Origin of the sequence: Bradyrhizobium guangzhouense, assembly GCF_004114955.1 — a bacterium.
GTDB lineage: Bacteria > Pseudomonadota > Alphaproteobacteria > Rhizobiales > Xanthobacteraceae > Bradyrhizobium > Bradyrhizobium guangzhouense.
Genome location: NZ_CP030053.1, coordinates 2,879,102 through 2,890,069 on the forward strand (window position 1 = coordinate 2,879,102; position 10,968 = coordinate 2,890,069).

Consider the following 10,968-nt stretch of genomic DNA (forward strand, 5'->3'; position numbering starts at 1 on the left):
GCGGGTGGCCCGGCCCTATTTGCGAGCCGTGGGCGGCGCGCCAGCATCGCGGATGGCCGCGCGTAGCTTCGTCATTGTGGCAGCACAATATTCCTCACGCTCGCGCTCGAACCGCTCCTGATGCTTCCTGAAATTGGCGATGCGGGCCTGCATCTCGCTGCGGAAGTCGCCACCCATTCGCGGTGGGGGTACGGGCAACGGCAAGGGCTGGGGCGCCGTGGCGACCTGCGGCGGCGGATCGGCCTGCGCCGGTTCGAGCGTCACGGTCACGGCCCGGACGGCGACGACCTCCGCGGCCAGGACCGGAGGAGCTGCCGCGGTATCCAGCTGAGGGAAATCGTCCTTCTTGCCGGCAACCGATTGCACGAAGGCCAGCGTCTGCGCGATCAGAGCGTCGCGCTCCCTGATCCACTTCATGATCCACCACCCTGTTAAAGCCATTCCACCAAAGCCGGGAGGCCGAATCAAGAAGGTTGCGCGTCAGGGGATTGCATATTTTTCCCGGTCGCCTGACATTGGGCGGATGGATTCCAGGGCCGACCCGTCGGACGAGGTGCAGGGCCTGCGGCTTGTGCGCGCCTTCCTGTTGCTGCCGCCCGAGAAGCGGGCGCAGGTGATTGCGTTCGTCGAGGATCTGGTGCGCGCCCATACCCAACCAGAGGACGCCCGCGAGGTATCCCCCGATCGCTAGCGCTGGCTCGGATTGACATTCGGCACGAAGGGGGCGCCGACCACCCGGACGGGCGTCGGGCTTGCGCTCTCGATCGGCCTGCCGTCTGCAACCTGCTTTTCCGGAGCCCGCCCCAGCACAGGCTCGAGGACCGCAAGCGCGCCTGCCACGACACCACAGCACAGCGTGACCGTCGCCAGCAGGACCATGTTTCGATTGTCTTCTCTGATCCGCATGGGTCGAAAACAAGCAAGCCCCGGGATTGGTTCCGAGCGCGCTAGGGGGGCAGGGCTGCCTGACATGTGAGGAAAGCTTGCACGAAGTGCGCGCGGCCTGATCCCGCGCGATGTCCACGGTCCTGCGGCCTCGTGCCGCCGGCTCCTCGCAGATCCTATTGCAGCAAGAATGCCATCGCGATCACGAACAGGAAGGGCGTCGCAACGACGGCCGCGACGGCTCCTGCGATGGTTTTAGCGCTTTCGTGATTGGTATGAGAGGACCTGCGATACGCATGTTATCTCAAGCTGCACTCCAGTCCAATCTCTGGTGGTCAGGTTTCGGATCGATGCCTCGCGCGTATAGTATGCTTGCGACGGAATCTTGACGCGAGTCCCATTCGATGATCTCCCATCGCCCCGCCGTGCTTGCCCATGAGCGGTTCGTTGCCGACCGCGAAAATCTTGCAGGCCTCGATCTCGCCGCGCGCTTTGAGAGGATCGAGCGGACCAACCTTTGGGGAGCGGCGACGTCGGTTTCGGGCCTCGGGTCGGAGGATGTTGCCACCGCCGCGATCCGCGAAGCACTGCCCGGCCTGTTGCTTCGTCTGGGCGCGCGTTCACTTCTCGACGCGCCCTGCGGCGATGCCGGCTGGATCGGTGGCATGCGCCTCGACGTCGACTATACCGGCATCGATATCGTGCCGTCGCTGATCGCGGCCAACAGCGCGCGCGTGGCGCGAGGCGAATTGCGGGGCCGCTTTCTCGTCGCCGACATCACGCGCGATCACCTGCCGCGCTGTGATCTGATCTTGTGCCGCGACTGTCTCGTGCATCTGAGCTTCCGGAACATCGCATGCGCCCTTGCCCGCTTTCGTGCCAGCAGCGCGCAATTCCTGCTGGTCACGACGTTTCCGGAGTGGGAGGATAACGGCGATTGCGAGGACGGCGATTGGCGCGCGCTCAACATGACGAAGCCGCCGTTCGGCTGGCCGCCCCCGCGCGAATTGATCAACGAGCGCTGCGACGAGGGTGGTGGCGGCTGGCGCGACAAGAGCCTCGGACTCTGGCGGCTGGATGAGTTGCCGAAGGGTGCTGAGCACGCCTGAGACGGTCCGGCCATCGTCGCCGCGACCTGACACACATATCAAAACAATCGACGAAGGAGGGGAGTCAATGATCGACGCCAGATGCAGTTGTGGCGCGCTTGCGCTGTCGCTTCCGGGACCGACCAAATTGGTCGCGGCCTGTCACTGTCTCGAATGCCAGCGGCGGACCGGCGCGCCGTTCGGTGTCGGCGCCTTCTACCCGGTCGAAGCCGTCAAGATCTCGGGAGCGCCGAAGGAGTATGCTCGCGCCGGCGAGAGCGGCGGCAAGGTCCGCTGCTATTTTTGCCCCGAGTGCGGCTCGACGGTTTTTTGGAGGCCCGACAAGTTTCCGGCGATGATCGGCGTCGCCGTGGGCGCCATCGCCGACCCGAATTTCCCGGCGCCATCAAAATCGGTGTTCGAGCGGTCAAAGCATGCATGGGTCGACATCACGGGCAAGGACGTCGAGCACCTGCAACACGGCAGCATACCGAAGACTTCAAGCTGAGGGATGCGCATCGGCGCTGGTGCCGGCTGAGGGGATTGAACCCCCGACCTTCGGTTTACAAAACCGCTGCTCTACCGCTGAGCTAAGCCGGCGACGCGCTTGAGGAAGCGGGCAGGGGCCGGCCTCTGCCGGGCCGCCCGTCCGCGCGTCGCAATACCAGACTTGTTTGACAAGTGCCAGAACCCGCGGCGGCGTTTTACCCGGCGCGAAACAGGCGGCCCCCCGGGGGCCGCCTGAAGCGTTTCGCCTGACATCAGGCCCTACTGGCAGAGATGCTGCCGGCCGTCTTCGCCCTTGAACCAGGTGCCGGGTCTGCACACGATGCCATTGCGGGCGGCATAGGCGTTCCAGTCGCCGTACCAGCCGGGTCCCCCGCGATCATAGCTCGCGTAGGAATTGTCCCAGCCCTGGAGCGGGGCAGTGGCGACCGCTGCTGCGGTGCCGACGGCCGCGCCGGCCACCGCGCCCGCGGTGTCGAGCGGCCAGAACCCCGATTGTGTTCCCTCATCCGGATTCATCTGCCGACGCGCCATGTGCCGGCGGCGATAGGCGCGGTCGTTGGCGGAATAGCCGGGACCGACAGTCTGGCAGCTGGGATCCTGGAAGAGACCTGCGCAGCGGGCCGCATTGTCAGCCGTAGTTTGCGCCAGGGCTGGCGTTGCCAGCGCAGACGCGACGATCGCGGCCAAGCCTACTAGCTTCAGGCTCGTCATGGCACTTCCTCCACATTGTTGAGATCAGTGCTAAGTGCGACCTTCGGTCGTCGTTCCGCGCCTTTTTCGCAGCTTCTGTCACATCGACGTGAGCGCGCCCAGGATGTGCAATCCATGCCGCGCAACTGCAGGCCACCGGTGCCGCGATGCCGTTTCGCGTTAACACTTCGCTAGTGCGCCTCGCCGCATTTGAGCAGCGCGAGATCCTTACGCGTTAGGCTTACCTGAATTTGGTCAGCTGTCCTTAACCCTCTCTACGTTGCGATCGGATAGTTTGCGGTCCGGATCACCGGGACTCTTCCATGCGCGCATCCGCGCTCGCAATGTTTCTGATCGGACTGCCCGCGACGGCCTTTGCCGGCGGCGGCTTCGATATCGTCGTGCCCGGCCGTCCCGGCGTGCCCATCATCATCGACAATATCGATGCGTCCTACGCCGTGGTCGAAGGTGTCTGGGGCCTCGGCAAGAACGTCCAGGTGCAGCCCACGATCTATGGCGGGGTGTACGTCCCGGATCGGCAGCCCGACAATGTCGGCCATTATTATCCGAGCATGGGCTTGCAGCCCGGCTACGGCCGCCTCGAGGTCGAGCCGCCCGTGAACCGCAAATTGCCGAAGCCGGCGGAGACCTACCACCAAAGCTGGGGCGCATCGTCCGCGCCGCTGCCGCCGCAAATGGATGTGCCGGTCAACCCGCCGCCGGTGATCCTGGCGCCCGAGATCAACGACCAGCCGCGGCCACCACGGCCACGGCCGCGCACAGGAATGCCCGGCAGGCCGCCGGGTTAAGAAACGTCAGAATCCAACAAGACGGAAATCAACAGGAGAGAGTAATGCGTCAGATGATTTCGGGACTGGTCGCGGCGGCTGCCGTGATGTTTGTGGGCGCTGCGCCCGCCATGGCCTGCGGCTTTAACCCGTGCCAGCCGGTTGCGCCGGTCTATTCCGGCTGCAACACCGGCTGCGGCGGCTATGGCTACGGCGCTGCTTACGGTTACGGCTATGAGCGCCTCGCCGAGCCGACCTCGCAGTACTACTACGTCAACCAGGGCCCGACCTACACCGGTCCGGGCGCCTTCGCGCCGTATCCGACCTACCAGGAAGACGCGGTCGTCGCCCCCGCCAATTACGGCTATGGCTATCGCGCCGCTGCCGTTGCACCGTACGCCTATCATCACCGTCCGTACTACCGTCCGTATCGCTACGGCTACGGCCCGCGCTACGGCTATCTGCCGCGTCCGCATTACGGCTACGGTCCGCGCTATGGCTACGCGCACCGCTACGCGCCGTACTATGGCGGCCATCGCGTGCTGCGCCGCTATTACTGATCTCTGATCTGTCGAGGTGATGAAGCGCTCGTCCGCGTCATGCGGGCGAGCGTTTCGTCGTTCAGCTTGTTATTTTGACGCGTTTTCTTGACGCGAACCGGGATCCACTTGGCTCGAAAACGCTATCTCTTCATCAGGCCCAGCCTGACAGCACCGACATAAAGCGAGAGCACGGCCGCGTTCGAGACGTTGAGGCTCTTGATCTCGCCGGGCATGTCGAGTCGCGCCACGACGCTGCAGGTCTCGCGCGTCAATTGCCTGAGGCCCTTGCCCTCGGCGCCGAGCACCAAAGCGAGCGGCTCGCGCAACGTCACCTCGGAGAGATCCTCGCTGCCTTCGCTGTCGAGGCCGACGGTCTGGAAGCCGCGCTCGTTCAGGGCGGTCAGCGCACGCGCGAGGTTCTGCACTGATACCATGGGTACCAGCTCCAGCGCGCCGGAGGCGGCCTTGGCGAGCACGCCCGTCGCTTCGGGACTGTGGCGCGCAGTGGTCACGATCGCCTTGACCGCGAACGCCGCGGCCGAGCGCAGGATCGCGCCGACATTGTGCGGATCGGTGATCTGGTCGAGCACCAGCACCATGCCTTCCTGCTTCAAGGTCTCGATGTCGGGCGAGGGCAGGGGATCGGCCTCGGCGAGCAGCCCCTGATGAACGGCGTCGGGCGAGAGCAGGCGGTCGATCTCCTGGGGACGTACGATCTCGGGCGCAACAGGGGTTTGGATGTTTTCATCCGCCAGGCGCCGTGCGGCGTTCTCGGTCAGCGTCAGCTTGCGGATCCGCCGCTGCGGGTTGGCGAGCGCCATGGTGACGGTGTGCCAGCCATAGAGGATGACGGGCCCGTCACCATGCGAATCGCGCTCGCGCCAGGCCGGCCGGCCAGCCGATTTTCCGGGCCTGTTGAATGGCTTAGACCCCCCGCGGGGGCCCTTGGGGACGAATTTTCGATCCTTCATGGGCTCGCTTGTGTCACGGGTCCCCGAATATGGCAATTTGGGTGGCTTCAGGGGCGATTTTAGCTGTTCGCCTCGGTTGACTTTGCCCCACAGCTTCGCCCATAAACGCGCCCGGTCGCGCCCCCATCCGGGCTGTCGCGGCCTTCACGTTCCATGGCCGTCTTCGGTCCGCCGGCAAGGTCCGGCCCGATTGTGCTGCCGTCGAGCGGGGGAGTGTCCCGAGTGGCAAAGGGAGCTGACTGTAAATCAGCCGCCTCATGGCTTCGCAGGTTCGAGTCCTGCCTCCCCCACCAGCCTTCGCTCGCTTCGCGAGCTACGGCTGGGCAAGCCAGCCAAAGTTATCAATACGCGAAGCGAGCGAAGGCTGTCGCGCCGTAGCCCAAAGGGCGTAGGCGGACTGTATCCAAGTACAACTCCCCATCATCTGTCGCGGGATCCGTCCGCGTTCCACGCGAGCTCCGTATAGAGCGGCATCTCCGCCACCTCCGCAAATCCAAGACGCAGATAGAGCCGCAGTGCCGCGGCGTTGTTGGACGCCACCTTGAGGCGGATCTCGCGGTTTGTCTGCCGCGCTTCCTCCATGAGGGACTGCATGATCGCCGTGCCGATGCCGCGGCCGCGCATCTCCGGCATGATTGCCCAATCGACGATCGCGATATGATGGCCGGCACGATCGGTGATCAGCCGTCCGATCGCGGATCCCTCGCGTTCGATGATGTCGAAGCGCGCGCCGGGGAAGTTGGTGCGATAGGTCATCGTCTGACCGCGGTACTGGATGCGCATCAATTGCTCATGCGCGACAGGCTCGATCGGCATTAACGCCAATTCCGCAGCACGCGATTGGCAGAACAGTGCGAAACGAAAGTCGTTATCCGCATCCTGCTCCGGACGCAGGCGCAAATCGCCTGCCGGTGAGGCGATCGCGATGACGGCATGCGACGGATCATTCATGGTCGTGCGGGCTCAACGATCCCGCGATCGTCACGCATGGTGGCGCGGAGCGCCTCGAGCCTGGCGTGGAGGGCGCTGAGCCGGCTGGCCGCACGCACGATCGCCGGCGTCGCCGCCTCGCGCTTGGCGATGCTATCGCCGGCGAACGGCCGGTCAGGGGTCTTGGCGTCGTATTGGCCGACATGGGCCATCGCGGCGCGGTCGGCGGCGCTGCAGTGGATGCCAAAATGCGGCAGCACATCGGTCCAGATGGCCTCCGGCAGACCCGTGTAATTCACCAAGAGGCTCGCGCCGTGAGCATGGTTCTGCAGAGCGCTCTCGCCAATCCGGCCGAGAACATGCCCGCAATAAGCGTCGAGATTTGGCGCTGCCTCTGGCGGCTCCCCGAAGACATCGCCGAGCAATCCCGGCACCATGTGCATGCCGCGCCTCCTGGAATGCGAAACCAGAATTTCGACCGGCTCGCGATACAGGAAAATCCACGGCGTATCGGGGAAGGCGCGACGAAACAGCGGCAGCGCGAGCGTGTGCCAGCTGTCGAGCTTGACGAAGAGATGCTGCTGTTCACTGGATCGCGCCTGGCCGAGCGCGCCGACCATCGTGCGCAGCATTGCAACCTGTTGGTCTTCGGTCAGATCGGGGGATGGGCGCCGCGCCTGCACGACCGCATCGATCGGCTCCGCTTCCGAGATGACGACGTGGCGCGGGCTCGCCGCCAGCATCTGCGACACCAGCGTCGAACCGCAACGGGACATGTGGAAGATGAAGCCGCTCGGCGCCAGCTGCAAATGCTGCGGCTGCGCCTCAGTGAGCGCGTCGAACGGCGTTGCATACCGGAACAGACGGTTGAACGGCTTGCTGCACCATCGGACGACACTCTGTTCGAAGAACGGCTCCCGGAACGGCTCGGGCCCGACATAGGCCCAGTCGAGCCAAAGCGCCCGTTCGTGCCATTGTGTCCGGACCGGGAGCCAGCCACGCGGGGGCAGTCGGACGTGGTTCGATGCCGGGATCTGCCGGCCACTCTCGAGCGCCGCAGCGACCTCCAAAGCATTGAGATCGATGCCATGGTCTCGCGCCATTGAGACGGTGGTCGCAATGAATGAAGCGGGATCGTCGGGTTGATTGAGACGCTCCTGGAGCGTCGGGTCGGCTTCCATCATCGCGCGGAAGCGCTCGAGCGACAGCATTCTGCTTCTATCCTTGTTCTATTCTCGCATCGCCGCCGCAAACAACGATGCGACCCAATCGTTCACAGCGGCGTCGATCACGAGGTGGACGCGGTCGGTCTCGCCGCGATTGGCGACCCGGTGCGGATCTGACAGCCGCAGGTACCAGCAGCTGCCGGCTTCCATGATGACCCGGCGCCGGTTGAGGTCGAACTCCACGCCGGCATTGGTGATGACAGGGATGTGCAGGCGTACACTGCCCCGCTCGAAGCTGAGATCGAGATCGGTGTGTTCCCTGATAACCGAGCCCGGCGTGAGCCGCATGAGGCGTACCGCCTGCAGCGGACAGGCGAGGCTCGAAAGGACGGCGCGGAAATACGGGCACTCGGCCAGCATCGGCGTGTCCTCGAAATCAGTCGCGGTCGGATCGGCATAGATCATCTTGACCGGATGGCGTGCCCCGGCCGGTGCCCGCAGCGGGATCACGCTCCAACTGCCCTCGTAGTTCTGCGTGACGAAATGGTCGATCCAGCGCGTGGCGGATAGTCGAACGAGATCCGCCGCGAGCTGGTCGGCGTCAAAAGAGAGGGGCAGCCGGAGTCGGTCGGGACATTGCATCTGCCCTTCCGGATGATACGCATTTTGATGCGTGTCATCCTCCTCGACGCGGCTTTCCGCCGTTTTCAAATCGTCATCCACGTGAGAGCCCTTGCTTCGCATCCCGCTTGGCGGCGATCATGGAGATCGGCCAGGCCTGCCGGCGGGGATGCCGGGTGGTCCGCGCAATCCGGAGAGAGGGGAAAGACTGACCATGACGTCGTCGCCGCAGCACGAGGATTTCACGCCGCATCTGCACAAGCTTTTCCGGTTCGAGGGACACCATCATCCATTGCGCTTGGCCCAGATCGATGTGAGCGATCTGCCTCATTCGCCGGAGCTTACGCACAAGCCGTTCACGTTGGTCTTTCATGGCCCCCGACAGGGCGTCATGCCGGAGGGATTCTACGCGGCCGAGGTGGAGGATGGTCCTCGCTTCGATCTCTATGTCATTCCCATTCACACCAGAGCGCCGGACCGCCAGGACTATCAGGCCGTGTTCAACTGAAGTTGCCGTTGCCGCTGAGATGGCGGATTCGCAACGCCGCTCCGAGCGAACGTCGGTACCGGTCCGCGCTAATTTCGGCTCGGAAAAATTCCGGACAGGCAGATGCAGTAGTTCAGGACGATGGTCGGCATCTGGTTGCTGTGCGGCTGGCCGCCGGTCAAGCCGACTGCCGTTGGGTTCATGGCGTTGCCGGGGGCGCTGTCCACCACATACAGATCTGTTTCCGCGCCAAGCGGGCCGCTAAAGCTCGTCTGGGACAAATACAGGGCTGGGCCCGGCGCGGAGGCGTTGGCAGCGGTCGGGTTCGAGATCACGTTGACGAAATGATTGTGCCCCGGCGTTTCAGACGCCAGGAGCGTGTGGTTCTCCTCCCCGAAGGCTTGCCCCAACGTCCTTGCGCTCAGCCCGGGCCCTTGGCCTTGCCCCATCGGCAGGCGACCGCGCAGGTCGGGCAGTGCGAAGTTCGTGGTTCCGTTGCCGCCAAAGGCCGTCCCGATCACCGCGAACAGCGCCTGGTTCTGTTGAATCGAAAGAAGCTGGCCATTGCACTGCGCCCAGCCCTTCGGCGCGAAGTTAAAGCCGAACATTTCGATCTCGCCGATAAAGAAATCAGTCATGAGTCTTGACCCTCAGGATGGTTTTGTCGGCTTGACTGTCGTCAATTTCGAGCTGGGTACACGCCGACCAGCGCAATGCAGGGTGTCAGCACCAAGGAGGGCTGAATGTTGTTGTGCGGCAAGTTGTTGCCGGCGAGTCCGATTGTCGTCTGCGGCGCCAGGACGGTGTTGGGCGGTCCCTGATTGTAAGGATTTCCCGAGCTGCCGCCGCTTCGATTGCCGACGAAGGGTTCGGCAAGAAAGGCATTCGAAGGGTCGGCGACGGTGCCCGGCGTGTTGATCGCATTGAGAAGGTGGGTATGCGCCGGCATTTCGCCGTTCGAAAGATTGACGCCCTCGATGCCGCTGAGTTCGCCGAGCACGTAATCGCTGCCGCCAGCGAGTTGGCCCATGCCCAGCGGGACCCTGCCGCGAAGATCGGGCAGGGCAAAATTGCTCGTCCCATTGCCGCCGAAATAGGTCCCGATCAGCGAGAACAGCGCGGTGTACTGCGAAATCGGAAGGATCTGCCCCCAGCACGTGGCCCAACCCTTGGGGGCAAAATTATAAGGATAGAGCGTAATCTGTCCTACAAAAGGATTCTGCATCCCGTGCTCCCCGCAATGCCGGCAACGCCATAACAGAACGACGCCAAAATCGAACGACTTGGTGAGACAGACATCCGCGACCTGGTTCGATACGCGCGATGTTTGGCTCGATCTCAGTTCCGGGCTGGAAAGATGCCGGCCCAGGCGATGATGTAGTTGAAAGCCAGATATGGCTGCCGGTTTTCGTGCGGAAGGCTGTTGCCGCTCGAACTGATCGAGTTCGGATTGAGCGTGGTGTTCGGCGTACTGGTGCCATAGACGAAAATGCCGCTGTTGGGCGTTCCAGACTTGGAAACGCCGAGCGCCATCGTATTGCCGGGCGTGATGGAATTCGCCGCCTGGGAGGATGTCTTGAACTGATGCTTATGCTGGCCGACCTGATTTGATATCAGCGAGACTTCTTCCGTGCCGATGCGCTCCCCGATGGTGTAGGTCGAGCCGCCGGTGAGCTGTCCCTGATGCGTCGGCACCCGGCCGCGCAGGTCGGGCAATGCGAATGTCGACTGGCCGTCGCCGCCATAGGTCGTGCCGATCAGCGCATAAAGCGTCTCATAATTGGCGATCGGAACGAGCTGGCCCTGACACAGGAACCAGCCATATGGCGCGAAATTGAAGCCAACCAGAATGATCTGGCCGACGAACGGTTCCATTGGCTTCCCCCACGCTCAGAAAAAACAGGCTGGCCAACGACCACGACAACGTGTTGGCCTCGACCGCCCCGCCAAACCGATGCAATTGCACTCTGGATAGCATAGCAACCGTTGATGGTTCAACGTTCAAATTGCAGTGACTAGGAATATCCCGCCGTGAGCGAAGGGGTGTCACAACGCTCCGGCGCCGCGTTGCAGCAGCGGCGGAAAATATTTGTGCATGTGTGAGCCGCTTCACCAAGCCGGGGAAGGCGAGCTGCCATCTTAACCACAGACGCAACCGAAAATTGCAGCGGCTTGTATCTCCCGGAAGCTTAATGATAAATTAACTAAGCGCCACCGCCGGAAGGTTCCGACAAAAGTTCTGCGCGTAGCGGCATTCAGCTGGTTGCACCTGTCAGCAACAGGTCGCTGC

Annotated in this window: 16 protein-coding genes and 2 tRNA genes; 7 read left to right on the forward strand and 11 right to left on the reverse strand. The window is 63.5% G+C overall.

What is annotated here, in order from left to right:
• Positions 1-15 precede the first annotated feature (15 nt).
• Positions 16-417, reverse strand: coding sequence for a hypothetical protein (locus XH91_RS13845; RefSeq protein ID WP_128951109.1), 402 nt, complete (start codon positions 415-417; stop codon positions 16-18).
• Between the two features lie 106 nt (positions 418-523).
• On the opposite strand from XH91_RS13845, the gene XH91_RS38820 reads away from it, so the two are divergent.
• Positions 524-691 (forward strand): hypothetical protein, encoded by a 168-nt coding sequence (locus XH91_RS38820; protein WP_164935601.1) that lies wholly within the window; start codon positions 524-526, stop codon positions 689-691.
• Here the strand turns inward: XH91_RS38820 and XH91_RS13850 are convergent.
• Positions 688-879 carry a hypothetical protein gene (locus tag XH91_RS13850; RefSeq protein ID WP_164938291.1) on the reverse strand — a complete coding sequence of 64 codons (192 nt, stop codon included), beginning with the start codon at positions 877-879 and terminating at the stop codon, positions 688-690. The genes XH91_RS38820 and XH91_RS13850 overlap by 4 nt on opposite strands.
• Before the next feature lie 410 nt (positions 880-1,289).
• Between XH91_RS13850 and XH91_RS13855 the strand changes: the two genes are divergently transcribed.
• Together XH91_RS13855 and XH91_RS13860 are read left to right on the forward strand one after the other, a co-directional pair.
• Positions 1,290-1,994 carry a class I SAM-dependent methyltransferase gene (locus XH91_RS13855; RefSeq protein WP_128951111.1) on the forward strand — a complete coding sequence of 235 codons (705 nt, stop codon included), beginning with the start codon at positions 1,290-1,292 and terminating at the stop codon, positions 1,992-1,994.
• 67 nt (positions 1,995-2,061) lie between these two features.
• Positions 2,062-2,481, forward strand: coding sequence for a GFA family protein (locus XH91_RS13860; RefSeq protein WP_164938292.1), 420 nt, complete (start codon positions 2,062-2,064; stop codon positions 2,479-2,481).
• A 17-nt stretch (positions 2,482-2,498) separates the two neighbouring features.
• Here the strand turns inward: XH91_RS13860 and XH91_RS13865 are convergent.
• Positions 2,499-2,573 (reverse strand) — tRNA-Thr (locus XH91_RS13865).
• A gap of 168 nt (positions 2,574-2,741) precedes the next feature.
• Entirely contained in the window at positions 2,742-3,194 is a 453-nt protein-coding gene (locus XH91_RS13870; protein WP_128951113.1) for a hypothetical protein, read from the reverse strand.
• A gap of 302 nt (positions 3,195-3,496) precedes the next feature.
• Here XH91_RS13870 and XH91_RS13875 point away from each other — a divergent pair, with 302 nt between their 5' ends.
• Both XH91_RS13875 and XH91_RS13880 read left to right on the forward strand, forming a co-directional pair.
• Complete coding sequence (locus XH91_RS13875) at positions 3,497-3,982, forward strand: hypothetical protein (protein ID WP_128951114.1); 486 nt, start codon at positions 3,497-3,499, stop codon at positions 3,980-3,982.
• A 44-nt stretch (positions 3,983-4,026) separates the two neighbouring features.
• Positions 4,027-4,521: a hypothetical protein gene (locus tag XH91_RS13880; protein WP_128951115.1), complete on the forward strand. Its 495-nt coding sequence runs from the start codon at positions 4,027-4,029 to the stop codon at positions 4,519-4,521.
• A 122-nt stretch (positions 4,522-4,643) separates the two neighbouring features.
• On the opposite strand, the gene rlmB is transcribed toward XH91_RS13880, so the two are convergent.
• Entirely contained in the window at positions 4,644-5,474 is an 831-nt protein-coding gene (gene rlmB, locus XH91_RS13885) for a 23S rRNA (guanosine(2251)-2'-O)-methyltransferase RlmB (protein WP_164933690.1), read from the reverse strand.
• 207 nt (positions 5,475-5,681) lie between these two features.
• Between rlmB and XH91_RS13890 the strand changes: the two genes are divergently transcribed.
• Positions 5,682-5,767, forward strand: a tRNA-Tyr gene (locus XH91_RS13890).
• Positions 5,768-5,894: 127 nt separating this feature from the next.
• Here the strand turns inward: XH91_RS13890 and XH91_RS13895 are convergent.
• From XH91_RS13895 to XH91_RS13905, 3 genes are read right to left on the reverse strand one after another with little or no spacing between them, the layout of a single operon-like run.
• A complete protein-coding gene (locus tag XH91_RS13895) occupies positions 5,895-6,425 on the reverse strand; it encodes a GNAT family N-acetyltransferase (RefSeq protein WP_128951117.1) in 531 nt (176 codons plus the stop codon).
• On the reverse strand, positions 6,422-7,615 hold the full coding sequence (locus tag XH91_RS13900) for a sulfotransferase (protein ID WP_128951118.1): 1,194 nt from the start codon (positions 7,613-7,615) through the stop codon (positions 6,422-6,424). The genes XH91_RS13895 and XH91_RS13900 overlap by 4 nt, the downstream gene beginning before the upstream one ends.
• Positions 7,616-7,633: 18 nt before the next feature.
• Positions 7,634-8,293, reverse strand: coding sequence for an aspartyl/asparaginyl beta-hydroxylase domain-containing protein (locus XH91_RS13905; protein WP_245477326.1), 660 nt, complete (start codon positions 8,291-8,293; stop codon positions 7,634-7,636).
• Positions 8,294-8,405: 112 nt separating this feature from the next.
• Between XH91_RS13905 and XH91_RS13910 the strand changes: the two genes are divergently transcribed.
• Complete coding sequence (locus tag XH91_RS13910) at positions 8,406-8,699, forward strand: DUF6916 family protein (protein WP_128961547.1); 294 nt, start codon at positions 8,406-8,408, stop codon at positions 8,697-8,699.
• Between the two features lie 68 nt (positions 8,700-8,767).
• On the opposite strand, the gene XH91_RS13915 is transcribed toward XH91_RS13910, so the two are convergent.
• The 3 genes from XH91_RS13915 to XH91_RS13925 form a co-directional block, all read right to left on the reverse strand.
• Entirely contained in the window at positions 8,768-9,316 is a 549-nt protein-coding gene (locus tag XH91_RS13915; RefSeq protein WP_128951120.1) for a phage tail protein, read from the reverse strand.
• Positions 9,317-9,357: 41 nt separating this feature from the next.
• A complete protein-coding gene (locus tag XH91_RS13920) occupies positions 9,358-9,903 on the reverse strand; it encodes a phage tail protein (protein WP_128951121.1) in 546 nt (181 codons plus the stop codon).
• Between the two features lie 113 nt (positions 9,904-10,016).
• A complete protein-coding gene (locus XH91_RS13925) occupies positions 10,017-10,553 on the reverse strand; it encodes a phage tail protein (RefSeq protein ID WP_128951122.1) in 537 nt (178 codons plus the stop codon).
• Between the last annotated feature and the right edge of the window lie 415 nt (positions 10,554-10,968).

Bases quoted from the DNA above. Each gene is read 5' to 3' on its own strand.
- XH91_RS13920 (WP_128951121.1), bottom strand. From the start codon at position 9,903: ATGCAGAATCCTTTTGTAGGACAGATTACGCTCTATCCTTATAATTTT.
- XH91_RS13925 (WP_128951122.1), bottom strand. From the start codon at position 10,553: ATGGAACCGTTCGTCGGCCAGATCATTCTGGTTGGCTTCAATTTCGCG.
- XH91_RS13855 (WP_128951111.1), top strand. From the start codon at position 1,290: ATGATCTCCCATCGCCCCGCCGTGCTTGCCCATGAGCGGTTCGTTGCC.
- XH91_RS13860 (WP_164938292.1), top strand. From the start codon at position 2,062: ATGATCGACGCCAGATGCAGTTGTGGCGCGCTTGCGCTGTCGCTTCCG.
- XH91_RS13845 (WP_128951109.1), bottom strand. From the start codon at position 417: ATGAAGTGGATCAGGGAGCGCGACGCTCTGATCGCGCAGACGCTGGCC.
- XH91_RS38820 (WP_164935601.1), top strand. From the start codon at position 524: ATGGATTCCAGGGCCGACCCGTCGGACGAGGTGCAGGGCCTGCGGCTT.
- XH91_RS13915 (WP_128951120.1), bottom strand. From the start codon at position 9,316: ATGACTGATTTCTTTATCGGCGAGATCGAAATGTTCGGCTTTAACTTC.
- XH91_RS13880 (WP_128951115.1), top strand. From the start codon at position 4,027: ATGCGTCAGATGATTTCGGGACTGGTCGCGGCGGCTGCCGTGATGTTT.
- rlmB (WP_164933690.1), bottom strand. From the start codon at position 5,474: ATGAAGGATCGAAAATTCGTCCCCAAGGGCCCCCGCGGGGGGTCTAAG.
- XH91_RS13850 (WP_164938291.1), bottom strand. From the start codon at position 879: ATGGTCCTGCTGGCGACGGTCACGCTGTGCTGTGGTGTCGTGGCAGGC.
- XH91_RS13895 (WP_128951117.1), bottom strand. From the start codon at position 6,425: ATGAATGATCCGTCGCATGCCGTCATCGCGATCGCCTCACCGGCAGGC.
- XH91_RS13900 (WP_128951118.1), bottom strand. From the start codon at position 7,615: ATGCTGTCGCTCGAGCGCTTCCGCGCGATGATGGAAGCCGACCCGACG.
- XH91_RS13875 (WP_128951114.1), top strand. From the start codon at position 3,497: ATGCGCGCATCCGCGCTCGCAATGTTTCTGATCGGACTGCCCGCGACG.
- XH91_RS13910 (WP_128961547.1), top strand. From the start codon at position 8,406: ATGACGTCGTCGCCGCAGCACGAGGATTTCACGCCGCATCTGCACAAG.
- XH91_RS13870 (WP_128951113.1), bottom strand. From the start codon at position 3,194: ATGACGAGCCTGAAGCTAGTAGGCTTGGCCGCGATCGTCGCGTCTGCG.